Origin of the sequence: Leptothoe sp. PORK10 BA2, from assembly GCF_034932105.1 — a bacterium.
Lineage (GTDB): Bacteria > Cyanobacteriota > Cyanobacteriia > Phormidesmidales > Phormidesmidaceae > Leptothoe.
In genome coordinates, this window is the sequence record NZ_JAYGIG010000008.1 from 22,268 (window position 1) to 37,134 (window position 14,867).

Consider the following 14,867-nt stretch of genomic DNA (forward strand, 5'->3'; position numbering starts at 1 on the left):
AGCAAGAGTTTGAGGCCATGGGTGCCAGTCAACTTATCGATCCCATGGTCACAAATTAGGATTGTAATTCACCAATAATACAGACAGTGTCATCCAGCGGATGACAACAGGAGGCATCTCGTGGGCAAGTTACTCAACATTCTTCAATACTATCGACAATATTGGCTGATCACCGTATTTAACGCGGCTGCTATGGGAACGTTCGAAATCATTGATTTGTTCGTGCCCTATGCCATTGGCCAAATCCTCAATGTGCTCTCCCAACAACCCTTAGACAAGCCCCTAGAGAGTTTAATTTCTGTTGTGGGTCAATTATTTAAACAACCCATTACCCCAATGTTCTCTCTGTTTGTTTTAGTGGGGCTGGTGGGCTTGATCTCAGTCGGTCGGGCTCCGATTCAGCCCTGGATTGGTGCCTGGTTTAACTGGGATACAGCCTTACGGGCTCGACGGGACCAGGCTAACCGCGCCCTAGCCAAAATCTTGACTCTGCCCCTAGAGTTTTATGACGAAAACAACCCGGGCCGCATTGCCGCCCGGGTGGCCAAAGGATTAGCCAATTACACCTGGAGCTATCCAGAAATTGTTGGTCAGTTTTTGCCAAAAATCGTCCGTTTATTGGGGATTTTTGTGGTAATTGCGTTTCTAGACTGGTCGATTGCCTTGGTTGTTTTGGGATCGTTGGCCATCATTATCAGCTACAGTCTTGTTCGCCTCAAAGGATTATCCTATCAAGAGGAAAAACTGGATGAATACATGGAAAATACCGAGAGCCGCACCTCGGAAATTATTACCAACATTAAGACGGTAAAGGCGTTCGCGACAGAAATGCGCGAGCTAAAACGTCAGCAACAGCGACTGAATCGAGAGTTTAAGGTGGTGGACTATCGGATCCATTTGGGCTACGTCAAGCTAGGCACCTGGCAGCGCACCATTGTTCAAACCTGTACCTTTGGAGTGCTGGCCCTCACCCTGTGGGCAACGCTACAGGGGAGTATTTCCCTAGGACACTTTATTACCATTCTCACCCTGTCTAGCATGGCCTATGCCGAGGTGGATCCGATCTGTAGCCTGGCGGAAATGTTTGTGCGGCGCTATGGTGCCATGGTTCGGTTCCAGGAGTTTATGGCTTTGCCAGCGGGCATGGATGCGGGACAGCTCACGGACGATGTCCCCGACTACCGGTTTACGGGCAAGGTACATTTCAGTCAGCTCACCTTTGGCTATATCCCCGATAAACCCGTGCTCAAGGATATTGAGCTGTTGATTCAACCCTGTCAGACAGTAGCTTTGGTGGGGCGTTCGGGGTCGGGTAAGTCGACGCTGGTCAAGCTGCTCTTCCGCTATTTTGAGCCCCAAAGGGGTGCCATTTTGGTGGATGGTCAGGATCTGCGGCGTTTGGACATTACGGGCTATCGGCGGCGATTGGCAATTGTTCACCAGGAGGTGGATATTTTCAACGGCACGCTGATGGATAACTTGCTCTATGGCTGTCCAGAGGCCACGGTGGAGCAGGTGCAGGCGGCTTGTAAGATTGCCCAGGCCCACGACTTTATTCAGCATATGCCCCATGGGTATTTGACTACCGTGGGGGAGCGGGGGGTGCGGCTATCTGGCGGTCAGCGACAGCGGATTGGCATTGCGCGGGCCTTAGTCATGGAGCCAGATGTACTGGTGTTTGATGAGGCAACATCTAGTTTGGACTATGAGTCAGAACGTGCGATTCAGGTGGCGATGCGATCGCTATTTGGTACCCGCACGCTGATCATCATTGCTCACCGGCTAAGCACTGTCCGTGAGGCGGACCAAATTGTGGTGCTCGACGAAGGTCGCATTAGCGAAGTGGGCAGCCATGATGAGCTGCTGACCCAAGGTGGTCTCTATCAGCGGTTGCACCAGTTACAAGAAACAGGAGAATTATTGGCTTAGGACTGTTTTGGTAAGCGTCTCATCAGAGATAAACCACTTGATGGGACGCTTACCTGTTGCTGAAACACTTTTCTTTTTATCTTGATTACTGACCGATGTCAGCACTCGTCTTGAAAGAGAGAAAAGGGCTATAGTCGAGTCTTGGGAACAGAACATACTAGGCGAAAACCATAGGTGTTGTTGCGGCTGTTGGGCGTATTGTTGTAGCAGCGAGCGGATTTAGGAGCACTTTTATAATTCTCATGCCAATGATCTTGACACCACTCTCACACATTGCCATGCATGTCATACAAATCAAATTTATTGGCAGGAAAACTCCCTACAGCTGTTGTCTTTTTTCGATATTGTCCTTTTTCACTATTCTTGTAGCTGACAAAACTCCACCGTCCCAAACCCATTCACCTGTTCCACCGGCAAATCATTCCCTTTGAACTGAGACGGCTCAGACTCCAGGTCTATGTCTACCTTCTTCAACTTGGCAACAGCCTGCCATTGAGCTTGAGTAACCAGATACTTCCCCCATCCGAGTCCCATCCGGTTCCGTCACCGTCAGCCAGGTTTTTCCAATGATCACCAGCACCACCAGGCACCGACTAACCGCTTGGTCCAAATATTCCGCAAAATCCACCCCAAACAGGATGCTATCCACATCCTTAAACCCATGAGCCCGACCAAATTCACTTTCCAATCGGTCATAAATGCAGCCAGTTTCAGCAATGCTGTCACTGCGACGATAAGAATCGGAGGAACCCCCGAGCAATCGGTTTGGCGATTTACCAAAAGCCAAGAATGCAGGTTAGCGGTGCGTAACGCTGCGCTTACAGCACCCTACAAAACCACATTCCAAAATGGTGCCATTAACAATCTCATGCCAATTCAACACACACTACAACTTCGGTGCCTATGCATAAGTACGCCTCAACATGCGTAGTGTTTAAATCACATAGTTATGTAATGAAACAATTATCTTTAAATTTTGTACAAATATATGCGACGCTACAGCAATTTTTGAAAAGACTGGGCATCGTAGGTGTAGTCAGTGAGTCATCCACAGAATGCGACGACCTATGAAAAAATTGCTTAACATTTTACCTTTAGAACAGAGCGCTCAGTGTGGCCTTTGCCAAGACACCCTACTGCGCCACATTAACCAAAGCAGAATATTTTGGTATTGCCCTAGCTGTCGCCAAGAAATGCTCTGCGAAGGGCAACCCACGGGTTCTCTCCAACCCACTGTATCCCTCGAACCCGCTGTAGATAGCTGCCTCAGTCAAGCGGCAGCCCCCCAGCACAAACTAACCAAAAAAGTGGCCGACCGCTTCAGGCGAGTCGGCATTCAGGCCAGTTAAGCATTCTCTAAAATCCATTGAACTAATGTGCGTACACCATACCCCGTTGCACCAGGGTTGTTGTACGCATTGTCTTTTTCACTCCACACCGGCCCAGCAATATCTAAATGCGCCCATGGTGTATCTTTCACGAACTGCTTCAGGAACAGGGCCGCTGTGATTGAACCACCGGGACGAGGCCCTGTATTTTTCATATCCGCCACAATGGACTTCAACCCATCGAAGTATTTATCTTCCATGGGCATCCGCCAGAGTTTTTCCCCGGCTTCATCTGCCGCCTTAGACAAGGCATTGGCTAGCTCATCGTTGGGGCTAAACAAACCGGCCAGATCATTCCCTAGGGCCACAATGCAAGCCCCTGTGAGGGTGGCCAGGTCCACCATGGCATCTAGACCCAGTTTATCGGCATAGACCAAGGCATCGGCCAAGGTGAGGCGACCTTCGGCATCGGTATTATTAACCTCAATGGTTTTCCCATTGGACGCGGTCAAAATATCCCCTGGATGCATGGCATGGCCGCTAATCATATTTTCAGCAGTGGCACTGATGAAGTGCACTTCCACATCGGGCTTAATTTGGGCAATGGCTTTGGCCGCCCCCAGCACCGCTGCGGCACCGCCCATGTCCATTTTCATTAGCTCAATCATGCTACCCGCCCCGGCCTTGATGTTGAGACCACCGGAGTCAAAGGTGAGGCCTTTGCCAATCAGGGCTAGCTTTCGTTTGGGTGTGCCTTCAGGGGTATAGGTCAGGTGGATAAACTTGGGGGGCATGTCCGAGGCCATGGAAACCCCCAGGTAGGCCCCCATACCCAGGGCTTCACAGTCAGCCTGTTCTAATATCTTGAGGGTGAGGCCATGGTCATGGGCAATGGCAGCGGCGGTCTCGGCTAAGGCGGTGGGAGTGACCACGTTGGGGGGGGCGGCCACCAGTTCCCGCGCTAAAATGACACCGTCACAGACGTGGGATGCCGTGTCTAAAGCAGCGGAATAGCCGGGTAAATCTAGCAGCGCAACGTCGCTGAGCACCACCTTAGGGGTTTCGGCATCGGACTTAAATCGCTTGTCTTCGTGCAGGGCCAAGATCACCCCTTCGGCGATGCTTTGGGTGGTGCGTTCCGGACCGTTATTCCAAATGGGGAAGCTAATACCTAAGGATGCACATTTTTCGCGCTTGGCCAACTTGGCGGCGGTGGCAGCGGCACGGCGCAGAACTTCTAGTTTGAGGTCTTCAGCGGCACCTAAGCCAACGATGGCCAACTTACGTACGGAGCCACCGACACGGATCACAGCAGAGCTGCCGGCTTTTGCTTTAAAGTCTGTTTCGTCGATCAGTTCTTGAAGCAGCCCAGAGACCTGCTCATTTAGGTCAGACAGTAACCCGGTGAGGGGTAGCGATTCTTCAGATAAACCGACGACCAGGCAATCCCCTGACCACGTTAAACAAGACTCGTCTGATGCTAAAAACTTCATTCCCATCTCTGTGCTAATTCCCGTCTTAGTATCTAATGATTTCGGCGTCTCTATTGAGTGATTATCATATACGTCTCTCTATCATGCTTAATGTTTTGTTTGATAGAAAAATAACTAGCCTATCGGTGTAGGCTTTGACAGCACCGTAGCGCATGATCACACTGTGGACACGGTTGATACGCTTTCTACACTACTGATTCAGCAGATCCACCATGGATAAACGTCTGATAGACCGATTAAAAGAGCAGTTACCCCTACTAATGTTGGGGGGTATCAGTCTGGCCAGCTTAGCCTTGATCTTATTTTTTGGACAGGCGGCTAGACGGACACTGTCCCATGGGGCAACTAATCCAAGCCCAGGGCAAACAGCATCGAGCATAGGAGCAGAAACATCAGAGACGTTGCGGTTGGCCATGCAGCCACCCGAGATCCGCCAGGAACTGCTGCAACAGGTGATCACTGCGGATCAGAATAAGGCGGATAGTGGGTTAGCGCGCTATTTACTGGCTACGGATTTATTGAACCAGGGCCAGGCGGCGGCGGCCTTAACCGCCCTGGGGGAGCCAGGGAAAAATAAGGCCAGTGATGCCCTGACCCCCTATGTGCTGCTAAAGCGGGGACAGGCTCAGCTCCTAGCAGGGGAAACCCCCACTAGCTGGAATGAGCTGCTGGCAAACTATGACACCCACGGTGCCACGGCAGAGGCTCGCTACGAGCTGGGGAAACGGGATCCGGCGCAGTGGGAAGCTCTGTTGGCTAAACATCCGAGCCATCCCAAGGCGGTGGAAGTGGCGCTACAGCAGCTGAAGACGGGCACGTCTAAAAATAATTTACTGCTGGTGGCAGCCCATGGCCTCTACCGTGAAGAATATGAGGCCAGCCTTGACCGACTCACGAAGGAGTATGGCCAGGAACTGACCCCTGAAGAGTGGGAAACCGTTGGCTTTGGGTATTGGGAAAACCTGCAGTATGGGAAAGCGTCGGAGGCCTATGGCAAAGCTCCGATGTCTCCCACCAACCTCTATAGAACAGGGCGGGGAGCCCAGATTGCTGAGAAAAATGTGGTTGCGATCGCAGCCTTCCAAAAACTGGCCCAAACCTACCCCAATGACCCTGAAACTGGCCTAGGGCTGATCAAATTAGCCGACTCCTTGCCAGACCAAGCGGCCCTAGCCCCCCTGGATCAGGCCATGCAGACCTTCCCAGACCGCGCGGGGGAAGCCCTCCTCAAAAAAGCCACCATTCTAGAACAGCTCAACAGTCTCACCTCCGCCCAAGACGCCCGAGCCTCAGTCCTGAACCAACATAGCGATTCAGAAGCCGCCGCCCAACTCCGACTAAGCCGCGCCCATAAAGCCGCTAAGGCCAATGACTGGGCCACCGCCCAACAGCTCGCCGAAGAGCTAGTCACAGCTACCCCCAAAAGCGAATTAGCCGCCGAAGCCAGCTTTTGGGCAGGAAAATGGGCCCAGCAACAGGGACAAAATGACAGCGCTCAGCAAGCCTACGAACGCACCCTAGCCCAGTATCCCGAATCCTACTTCGCCTGGCGCTCGGCCGTCATGCTGGGTTGGAACGTAGGGGATTTTGACAGCCTGCGTTCCCTGACCCCCCAAGTTAGCCTCCCCCAACAACGGGAAGCCCTGCCCGCTGGCTCAGAGACCCTACAACTACTCTATCGTCTAGGGCAAAATGCCGATGCCTGGAGCCTTTGGCAAACCGAATTCAAAAACACTCAAGACCCAACCGTAGCCGAACAGTTTACCGATGGCGTACTGCGGGTGGGGGTAGGCGACAACCTCGACGGCATCTTTATGCTCACCAGCCTAGCCTGGCGAGATGAAGCAACCGAAAAAGCCGAATTTGAAAAACTCAAAGCCACTCCCACCTACTGGCAAACGGTTTACCCCTTTCCCTTCAGCGATTTAATTCAGACCTGGTCTCAACAGCGCCAACTCAACCCCCTGCTGGTGACCGCCCTCATGCGTCAAGAGTCCCGATTTGAACCCAAAATTCGCTCCAGTGCTGGGGCCATTGGCCTGATGCAAGTCATCCCCAGCACCGCCGATTGGATTGTGGAGCAAATTGGCGAAAGCAAAAGTGACCTAGACGCCAAGCTAGAAACCCCCAGCGAAAATATCAAGCTAGGCACCTGGTATCTGGACTATACCCATCGGGAATACAGCAACAACTCCATGTTTGCCGTCGCCAGCTACAATGCTGGCCCTGGGGCTGTCGCCGACTGGATAGCCAAGGGCTACGGCGACCCAGACGTCTTTGTCGAAAATATTCCCTATAGCGAAACCCAAGGATATGTGGAGGCGGTTTTGGGCGGCTATTGGAACTACCTACGACTCTATAATCCTGCCATCAATAGCCAACTGACCCAATTCGTAGATCGATAGATTCAGTCATCAATACCAATTTGTACTCATGGCCCTATACGATTCGAACGGTTGACCATACAATGAATCACATAAATCCACAGCCATGCTGATCCCCAAAAAGATTTAATCCCTAAAGCTCTGACCAATGGCTAGCGTAACCATAGATTTATCCCATTACACCAGCAACGACCCATAGGGAATACACTTAGGGAGTTCCCTACGGTATGCCTGTTGACCCCTAAGGTATACCGATCTGATACAGCGATACAATTTTAAGAGCCGGTCAAGGCTTGAATCGCCCCCAGGCAACCGCTCAACTGTTCAGGTCAGCCTACGTCAGATTGCTCCCCCAAACCTCTAGTCCAGGCTGACCTGTCGACTCTTGCCCCATTCACTATTATCACCAGTGTAGTAACGTGACTAGCTATAGCACCGTTCAGAAGCAACAACTGAGTCAACTTGGCGCTTACCTGCAAGAAAAACGCCAGGAGCAGGGTAAATCCTTAGAAGATATTTCCCTCCAGACTTATATTCGGGCTCAATTGCTCAAAGCCGTGGAAGCCGGTGATACTACTGATTTGCCCCAGCCTATCTTTGTTCAGGGGTTTATCCGCCGCTATGCCGATGCCCTCGGACTAGATGGGACTAATTTTTCTAAGCAATTTCCGGTCCACTCCATACCCGACACGCCACGGCCCACTCCCAGACCGGCCACCCAGGTGGACATGTCCTACCAGACTACGCCCCTCAAACCGGCGGTCCAAACCAAAGCCATACCACCGCCTAAGCCCAAGCCTCCCCTGAAGCCAGCCATCGGGGCCATGCCCCAAGTCAACAATGCCCTTAAGGCTGAGTTACAAAGCATTAGCGCTCCCAAGCAAACTGACAAGGCAACTACCCGGGACTTTACCCTCGATCCTCGCCCCATACCCAGCAACGAACTAGCAGCCTTGGGGCTGGACGACTTGACCAACGTTGCTGCCAGCAAGACTAGCTCTGCAACAGCCGCCTTGGGTAAAACGGCGACCGATCCATCCTTGGGTAGGCCTGCTCCCGTTGATCCATCTCCCATACCCATGGGTTCAAGCTTGGCTAGCGGTTCTACATCGGGCATTAACTGGTTACCTTGGGGCATCGGTGCGGCTTTGATTGCCGGTTTAATAGCAATCCTCATCAATATCTTTGGCGGTAACGGCCAAAAACAGACTGCCCAGGATATTGAAACCGAAGCTCCCCAAACCGAAGTTGCTCCCGCAGCCCCAGCCCCGGCAACGGAGCCTGTCCCCGAACCGGAACCTGCCGCCAGCAATGCCCCAGTTAGTTTAAACGTGAAAGTCACCGAGGCGGGTCCCTCATGGATGAGCATTAACGTTGACGGTGAGGTGGTCTTTGAAGGTCTGATGGACCCCAACACCGAGCAAAGCTGGGAAGGCCAGGAATCCATCACCATGAACGTCGGCAACGCAGGCGCAGCAATCGTCTCGGCCAATGGGAGTGAACCTAAACCAGCCGGGGAACCGGGTGGAACCGGGATTTTGACCTTTAAAGCCGCAGAATAAGCGGCTCGCTTTACCTTCCCTTGACTTTCACCCACCACCATTGTCAAATACCTCCACCGGATTTGGGCAGCCGTCGGACAAGCACAGCGATACAATAAAAAATATATCTACATAAAATACCGGCATTGCAGCCCATGACGTCCAACGTAGAGACAGTAGAGTCCACCGATCAGCTCGAATATCTCAACGAACTGCCCGATGAAGTCGAAATGTCCCTCTTCGATCATCTTGAAGAGCTGCGGTTACGTATTTTCTATTCGTTAATCGCGGTGCTGGTCGGAGTAATTGGCTGCTTTTGCGTCGTTAACCGCATTGTTTCAATTCTAGAAATTCCGGCCCAGGGAGTTAAGTTTCTCCAGCTTTCCCCTGGGGAGTACTTTTTTGTCTCCATCAAGGTGGCGGGGTACAGCGGCATTTTGGTGGCTAGCCCCTTTATCCTCTACCAAATCGCCCTATTCGTTCTGCCTGGCCTCACTCGACGAGAACGGCGACTGGTCGGCCCCATTGTTCTAGGTTCTAGCGTCCTGTTTATCGTCGGCATATTTTTTGCCTATATTGCCCTGATTCCGGCCGCCCTCAACTTCTTTATTAACTATGGTGAGGGTGTCGTCGAACAGCTATGGTCCATCGATCGCTACTTTGAGTTTGTCCTACTGCTACTCTTTAGCACCGGCCTCTCCTTCCAGATTCCGGTGATCCAATTTATGTTGGGGGTGTTAGGCATTGCCAGCTCCGCAACCATGCTCAAAGGCTGGCGCAGTGTTTTACTGGGGGCTGTGGTACTAGGGGCGGTGCTTACCCCGTCCACTGATCCCGTCACCCAAAGTCTATTGGCCGGAGCCGTCCTCTTTCTCTACTTTGGTGGCATCCTGGTGGTCAAAAGCATTGGGAAATAGATCAACGTATAGATCGGCGGAGTTTTAGACCCACAGATTGCCTAAGACCGATAAAACCCTAAGACCTATAAAGGATATTTTGCTGGCACTCCCACCGGTCTAGGAAATTCCTTATCCGTCTTTTCAATCTTTTTTACATACAAACAGTGTCTAATCCCATGGGTGAGGGGGGTTTCCCAAGAGGATATGGCCACTAGCTCCCCACCGAGGGTATCCAAGGCCCCCATAAACAAGTCTTCTTCCTCGTCGGTCCACTGACCGCGAAATATGATCGCAAAGCCACTTTTTTTGAGTAGTGGCAGCGCGTATTCTGCACAGGTGGAAGCTGGGCCGACGGCCCGGACCATGGCTAGGTCGTACTGGGCCCGATGGTTGCCGTCTCGCCCCGCCGTTTCGGCCCGCTCTGCTAAAAAGGCAGTGTTGGCCAATTCTAGTTGCCCGCACAGGGTTTCTAGAAATGTAATTTTTTTGCGGGTGGAGTCGAGTAGGGTGACATGCCATTGAGGGCGTGCGATCGCAACCGGCAAACCTGGAAAGCCACCCCCCGTACCAATATCAATCACCGACTTCACCGTCGGCAGCCAGTCCGGCGGCTGCGGTTCATACCAAGGAGCCAAACCACTCAGGGAATCCCACAGATGCTTCTCCCAAAACTCATCCGGCTCAGTAATGCGGGTCAGATTCGCCTGACGGTTACCCGCCAGAACCCCCTGATACAGCCGACCAAATGAGGCCTGTTGTGTCTCAGACGGTTGCCAATGCAGCGTCCTCTGCCAAATTTCGCCATTCACTGGCAATGTCTCGGTGATAGTTTCTGTCATTCCCTGATTCTCCTATGGCCAGCAAGTTGGGTTGCAACCAACTCACGGGCTGTAACCAACTCACAATTGAACTAGTTGGACTGCCAACCCAACCTACACTACCGGCATCATTTCCAGGGGCTTTGTCAGCAGCTCTCCATTCTGCAACGTCCAGCAAGCATCCGCCAAATGGGCCAACTCACTCGCATCGTGGGACACCACCAGCAAGCTCCACTCTTTCTTTAACTCCGCCAGCAGACTAATCAACTGTTGTTTCATCGACCAGTCCAATCCAGCCGTAGGTTCATCCAGTAGTAACAAATAGGGCTGACGAATCAGCTGCACTGCCAAGGCCAAGCGTCGCTGCTGACCGCCGCTGAGGAGATGGGGAGCCACCTGCAATGAAATCGTCCCCAGACCCACCGATTCCAGCGTCTTCGTCACCTGTTCAGAACCTAGCTCCGGATGCCCCACCCGTAACTCTTCCAATACCGTGTGGCCACAAAAATGCCGCTCTGGGAACTGAAATACAAGTCCGGCCAGCTGTTGCAACGTTTCTGGCTGAAGCTCCTGATCGCGCCAATGGATGGAACCCTTCGACGGAGACACCAGCCCTGCCAAAATTTCCAATAACGTACTTTTCCCCGAACCACTAGGCCCCACAATCAGCCCCATTTTTTTAGGCTCTAGCGTAAACGAAATCTGGCTGAGAATCGGCGTTGCACTAGCTGCTGGATGGTAAGAAACGCGATCAAGGGTGAGCATTCGAGAAACAAGAGGGTCCATTGCACACTATAGCCAATCTTTTCGACATTCTTCTCCCCTAAGGATGCGGCACCCGTTTGTCAGCAATAACAGGATTCGATACCGAAGGAGCTTGCTATGCTAGATAACCGAAACCATGCAAACCTGAACCTATGGAAATTCGCTTTCGCGAGTGCGACTTCTTTAACCTGTGGATCTGGCTAGAGCTAGAAAATGTACCCTCCGCCATGGAGCAACAGTACATCGAAGAAATTTTTGACTCGTGGTTTTTCCTGGGCAAACTCGGTGGCTTTAATGCCGAAAACCTCCAGGTTCAAGACAGCGGCCACGAAATTAGCTACATGGACTACGACAATGATGAGGCCGAAGACACCCTCATGGCAGTCATGCACAACATGTCTGAAGTGCAGTTCGAAGGCACTTGGGCCCGCTGCTGGTTTGACCTCGGCACCACCGATGCCCTTGCCCTAGATGTGCTGACCAATACCCTCAAACAGTTCAGTAAGGACTACACCATCATCCAACGGGTGTACATCGGTGGTGAAAATGAAGACTGGCCCATCCCCAAGGACCAAAATGCAGACTTTGTCGATGCCATGCACTGATTCAGAGGAAGACAGTCTCAGAAGCCTTATATTCGGGTACCAACTCAAAGCGGGACGTTTTCCCAAGGATAGTATTCAGAAGTCAGGAGTCAGGGCCTCACCGGCTTCTGGCTTCTGGCCCTGGATTCCCCACCTAGCCAGGATTTCCCGGCTTAAGTTGATACCCTTAAATTACTTTCTCAGCTCCCCCTTAAACATCGTAAGCATAATAGAAGTGCCCCTTCAAACGAATATCTATCATGAACTACGAAGCACAGCGTCAGGCTAGTCTAGAGTCCCCCACCTTTAGCCAGTTAAATGCTTGGTTGACTAAGCGTATTCGCGAACTGAGCGTCGAGACCCTGGCATCCCAGGCATTTACCTGTACCGCCTGTGGCGAAGTTTCAGGGGAGTACTTGGTGGACTATGAAGGCCAAACCTATCGATTTGACACAGCCACCACCTATGCCTTCCTCGAATTTATCTTGGCGAAGCAACCAACTGCGGTGGGGTAAGGCCGTTCTTCAAAATACGACTTCGCGATCAAATCGCTGACGTTTCTCAAACTCAAACGGTCCAGCAATTGAGCCCCAAAGCAGCTCATCGGTCTCTGGGTCACGGCCTCGGTCGTAGCTCACCAGCTTATCGTCAGTAATTTCAAACTCATTATCTAGATAGCTGGTCTTACCCTCACGCACCACCATGCAATTTTTGCCCGGCACCACCTTACCAATAAAGCTTTGACCGGTCCAACGCACCGTCATATCACACCCCGGCATTTTCTCTAATTGCCCAGCTTCAATGGTGGCCAGCTTCTCTTGATCGCGAGCAGCCCCAATTACCGCGGCTTGATCCTTAAACGTATAGTTTTCTAGCAAAATGTGATCGTCTTGGGGCAAGAAGTGCAACACGCGCACCCGGTAGGGCTGACCCAACATAAAATCGTAGGCCTGCTCTAGATATAGGGAGCCACCAGGCAAAAACCTCGATGGCAAAGGCCGCATACATACCCGAATGTGGGCAAAAAAGGGTGGATTTTCAATAGCTTGGGCCTGGTTGCTAAAGTCAGCAGCCATCCACTTCAGTAAGGTAGAAACGTCGGTTGCATGGGACATATGCGTCGAAAATAGAGGTATGAATGGGGGTGGCGTTGCCATCTATTATGAAAAGACAGAATCTTCTCAAGAACAACCCCATGGAGCTTCGCTCAGTTTTCCATACATTTTTTGACCATTGCGTGGGCAGCTGGTCCACAGAGCGCACTTACCACTATCTCACCCAACAAGAAGTAGAGCGCTCCCATACGGATTTTCAAGTGTCACCGCTGACCAACGAGCTGAAAACCAAAGTGCTGTCGGACAATGGCTACGATGAGGACCAAGATTTATCCGCCTTGCCAGGGTTTCATTTAGCTTTTAATACGGTGTCAGAAAAGGGGGAGAAGGTTTCCCAGGCTTTAAATCTTACATTTGTGATCGACCATGAAATTGGTCATACGTTAGAAGGCGACTATTTACGCGATCGCGCCTACGAAGAAGCTCGCCCCATCATCTCCCGCTTCCGCTTCGACGGTCATACCAGGGAACTATTGATGACAACTAACTATACTCGCGTAGTCTCGGTGGACTCCATCACCCTAATTAATCCAGAAACCCGCATTCGTCGTATTCTCAACTACCTCCGTCCCCCAGCAGGGCAGCCCCTCGAAAAGTTGGGCTTAGTAGGATTCGGTGTAGAACAAAAGGTCACCTAGATAGGGCAGAAGCAGTCAAGAGACAAAACCCAGCCAGAAGGCCCCAAGTCTATTCCTGCAGTCCCAACCCTACCGCCTAAATCCTGACGCCTGAATTCACCCTGAGCCTTATTCCATGCGGAATCGGAACAAATTAGCGTGTATTGATTTCTATAACAGTTACGGACAATCTTCCCAACCATAGGGAAAACTAGGGTAAATCTTAGACCAGATACACATTGTCGCCACGGAGAGCTGACCAGTGGGCTTATTTGAGAAAGTTCGGGCCGAATTTATTGACATTATCGAATGGCTCGATCCGTCGCAAGATACCATTGCCTATCGCTTTGAGCGATTTCAAAATGAAATCAAAATGGGGGCACAGCTCACGGTACGCCCCGGTCAGGTGGCAATTCTAGTGGGCGAAGGACAAGTGGCCGACGTGTTTGAACCCGGCCGCCACCGCCTAGAAACTCAAAACATGCCGGTGCTGAGCACCCTGCAGGGTTGGAAGTATGGCTTTAACTCCCCCTTTAAGGCCGAGGTTTACTTTTTCAACACCAAGATTTTCACCAATCTTAAATGGGGTACGGCAAATCCCATCACCATCCGTGACCCCGAGCTAGGGCCAGTACGCCTGCGGGCCTACGGCACTTACACCATGCGCGTCAGCGACGCTCGCAACCTGCTAGAGCAGTTAATCAGCACCGATGGCCTGTTCCAAACCGATGAAATTAGCGATCACCTGCGCAACATGATCGTGTCCGCCTTCGCCAGTTGGGTGGGTCAAGACCAGACTCCTTTATTTGACCTGGCCGCCAACTACCAGACCATGGGCGAACAGGTGCGCGATGCCATGCAGCCCAATATGGAGCAGTTTGGCCTCGAACTACGTCAGCTGCTAATCGAGAATATTTCCCTGCCCCCCGAAGTGGAAGCAGCCCTAGATAAGCGGGCTGCTATCGGCATCCTGGGCAACATGCAGCAATACACCCAATACCAAGCCGCTAACGCCATCGAACAGTCAGCCAAGCATCCTGGGGGTGGCAGTCAGGGATTAGACCTAGGCGTCGGTATAGCCATGGGCCAACAAATCGCCAATGCCATGAATCCTCAACCAACGGCCCCCGCTGCCCCCCCGGCCGCCGCCCCGGCCCCTATGGCTCCAGCGGCCCCACCACCGCCTCTACCCACCGCCACCTGGTATATCACCCGCGATGGCCAAAATTTTGGGCCCTACGCCACCAACCAACTCTTGGTCAATGGCTTAACAGCTGAGTCAAACGTATGGCAGCAGGGCATGGCCAGCTGGCAACCGGCAAGGACAGTGCCTGAGTTGCAGGCACTTCTCAGCAGCATGCCACCACCAGCGGCTTAAGAGCCTTCCCTTGATT

General features: G+C 52.1%; 15 protein-coding genes. 9 read left to right on the plus strand and 6 right to left on the minus strand.

Annotation, left to right across the window (positions count from 1 at the left end; translation table 11 throughout):
- The first annotated feature begins 120 nt into the window (after positions 1–120).
- Positions 121–1,929, plus strand: a complete 1,809-nt coding sequence (locus VB741_RS03775; RefSeq protein ID WP_323363811.1) for an ABC transporter ATP-binding protein — start codon at positions 121–123, stop codon at positions 1,927–1,929.
- Positions 1,930–2,195: 266 nt separating this feature from the next.
- Here the strand turns inward: VB741_RS03775 and VB741_RS26240 are convergent, their stop codons facing one another.
- Both VB741_RS26240 and VB741_RS03780 read right to left on the minus strand, forming a co-directional pair.
- The gene (locus tag VB741_RS26240) at positions 2,196–2,327 is read right to left on the minus strand and encodes an SUMF1/EgtB/PvdO family nonheme iron enzyme (protein WP_442786283.1); all 132 of its coding nucleotides are present in this window, start codon (positions 2,325–2,327) and stop codon (positions 2,196–2,198) included.
- 44 nt (positions 2,328–2,371) lie between these two features.
- Positions 2,372–2,716 carry a hypothetical protein gene (locus VB741_RS03780; protein ID WP_323363812.1) on the minus strand — a complete coding sequence of 115 codons (345 nt, stop codon included), beginning with the start codon at positions 2,714–2,716 and terminating at the stop codon, positions 2,372–2,374.
- Between the two features lie 280 nt (positions 2,717–2,996).
- On the opposite strand from VB741_RS03780, the gene VB741_RS03785 reads away from it, so the two are divergent.
- Positions 2,997–3,278, plus strand: coding sequence for a hypothetical protein (locus VB741_RS03785; protein WP_323363813.1), 282 nt, complete (start codon positions 2,997–2,999; stop codon positions 3,276–3,278).
- Here VB741_RS03785 and VB741_RS03790 read toward each other — a convergent pair.
- Positions 3,275–4,750 (minus strand): leucyl aminopeptidase, encoded by a 1,476-nt coding sequence (locus VB741_RS03790; RefSeq protein WP_323363814.1) that lies wholly within the window; start codon positions 4,748–4,750, stop codon positions 3,275–3,277. The genes VB741_RS03785 and VB741_RS03790 overlap by 4 nt on opposite strands.
- A gap of 212 nt (positions 4,751–4,962) precedes the next feature.
- On the opposite strand from VB741_RS03790, the gene VB741_RS03795 reads away from it, so the two are divergent.
- The 3 genes from VB741_RS03795 to tatC all read left to right on the plus strand — a co-directional run bounded on the left by VB741_RS03795 (position 4,963) and on the right by tatC (position 9,592).
- Positions 4,963–7,155 carry a lytic transglycosylase domain-containing protein gene (locus VB741_RS03795; protein WP_323363815.1) on the plus strand — a complete coding sequence of 731 codons (2,193 nt, stop codon included), beginning with the start codon at positions 4,963–4,965 and terminating at the stop codon, positions 7,153–7,155.
- A gap of 398 nt (positions 7,156–7,553) precedes the next feature.
- Positions 7,554–8,696, plus strand: a complete 1,143-nt coding sequence (locus VB741_RS03800) for a helix-turn-helix domain-containing protein (RefSeq protein WP_323363816.1) — start codon at positions 7,554–7,556, stop codon at positions 8,694–8,696.
- A gap of 134 nt (positions 8,697–8,830) precedes the next feature.
- A complete protein-coding gene (gene tatC, locus VB741_RS03805; RefSeq protein ID WP_323363817.1) occupies positions 8,831–9,592 on the plus strand; it encodes a twin-arginine translocase subunit TatC in 762 nt (253 codons plus the stop codon).
- Positions 9,593–9,657: 65 nt separating this feature from the next.
- Here tatC and rsmG read toward each other — a convergent pair whose 3' ends face one another.
- Together rsmG and VB741_RS03815 are read right to left on the minus strand one after the other, a co-directional pair.
- On the minus strand, positions 9,658–10,401 hold the full coding sequence (rsmG, locus tag VB741_RS03810; RefSeq protein ID WP_442786284.1) for a 16S rRNA (guanine(527)-N(7))-methyltransferase RsmG: 744 nt from the start codon (positions 10,399–10,401) through the stop codon (positions 9,658–9,660).
- Between the two features lie 105 nt (positions 10,402–10,506).
- Positions 10,507–11,157 carry an ABC transporter ATP-binding protein gene (locus VB741_RS03815; protein WP_442786285.1) on the minus strand — a complete coding sequence of 217 codons (651 nt, stop codon included), beginning with the start codon at positions 11,155–11,157 and terminating at the stop codon, positions 10,507–10,509.
- Positions 11,158–11,309: 152 nt separating this feature from the next.
- Between VB741_RS03815 and VB741_RS03820 the strand changes: the two genes are divergently transcribed.
- Both VB741_RS03820 and VB741_RS03825 read left to right on the plus strand, forming a co-directional pair.
- Positions 11,310–11,762 carry a DUF3531 family protein gene (locus VB741_RS03820; protein WP_323363820.1) on the plus strand — a complete coding sequence of 151 codons (453 nt, stop codon included), beginning with the start codon at positions 11,310–11,312 and terminating at the stop codon, positions 11,760–11,762.
- A 239-nt stretch (positions 11,763–12,001) separates the two neighbouring features.
- Positions 12,002–12,256: a hypothetical protein gene (locus VB741_RS03825; RefSeq protein WP_323363821.1), complete on the plus strand. Its 255-nt coding sequence runs from the start codon at positions 12,002–12,004 to the stop codon at positions 12,254–12,256.
- 9 nt (positions 12,257–12,265) lie between these two features.
- Here the strand turns inward: VB741_RS03825 and VB741_RS03830 are convergent, their stop codons facing one another.
- Positions 12,266–12,856, minus strand: coding sequence for a chromophore lyase CpcT/CpeT (locus tag VB741_RS03830; RefSeq protein WP_323363822.1), 591 nt, complete (start codon positions 12,854–12,856; stop codon positions 12,266–12,268).
- An 80-nt stretch (positions 12,857–12,936) separates the two neighbouring features.
- Here VB741_RS03830 and VB741_RS03835 point away from each other — a divergent pair, with 80 nt between their 5' ends.
- Together VB741_RS03835 and VB741_RS03840 are read left to right on the plus strand one after the other, a co-directional pair.
- A complete protein-coding gene (locus VB741_RS03835) occupies positions 12,937–13,494 on the plus strand; it encodes a phycobiliprotein lyase (protein WP_323363823.1) in 558 nt (185 codons plus the stop codon).
- A gap of 241 nt (positions 13,495–13,735) precedes the next feature.
- On the plus strand, positions 13,736–14,851 hold the full coding sequence (locus tag VB741_RS03840; RefSeq protein ID WP_323363824.1) for an SPFH domain-containing protein: 1,116 nt from the start codon (positions 13,736–13,738) through the stop codon (positions 14,849–14,851).
- Positions 14,852–14,867: the final 16 nt, after the last annotated feature.

Coding starts and splice junctions, on each gene's coding strand:
- VB741_RS26240 (WP_442786283.1), bottom strand. CDS start 2,327: ATGGGTTTGGGACGGTGGAGTTTTGTCAGCTACAAGAATAGTGAAAAA.
- VB741_RS03785 (WP_323363813.1), top strand. CDS start 2,997: ATGAAAAAATTGCTTAACATTTTACCTTTAGAACAGAGCGCTCAGTGT.
- VB741_RS03790 (WP_323363814.1), bottom strand. CDS start 4,750: ATGAAGTTTTTAGCATCAGACGAGTCTTGTTTAACGTGGTCAGGGGAT.
- VB741_RS03795 (WP_323363815.1), top strand. CDS start 4,963: ATGGATAAACGTCTGATAGACCGATTAAAAGAGCAGTTACCCCTACTA.
- tatC (WP_323363817.1), top strand. CDS start 8,831: ATGACGTCCAACGTAGAGACAGTAGAGTCCACCGATCAGCTCGAATAT.
- VB741_RS03815 (WP_442786285.1), bottom strand. CDS start 11,157: ATGCTCACCCTTGATCGCGTTTCTTACCATCCAGCAGCTAGTGCAACG.
- VB741_RS03820 (WP_323363820.1), top strand. CDS start 11,310: ATGGAAATTCGCTTTCGCGAGTGCGACTTCTTTAACCTGTGGATCTGG.
- VB741_RS03825 (WP_323363821.1), top strand. CDS start 12,002: ATGAACTACGAAGCACAGCGTCAGGCTAGTCTAGAGTCCCCCACCTTT.
- VB741_RS03830 (WP_323363822.1), bottom strand. CDS start 12,856: ATGTCCCATGCAACCGACGTTTCTACCTTACTGAAGTGGATGGCTGCT.
- VB741_RS03835 (WP_323363823.1), top strand. CDS start 12,937: ATGGAGCTTCGCTCAGTTTTCCATACATTTTTTGACCATTGCGTGGGC.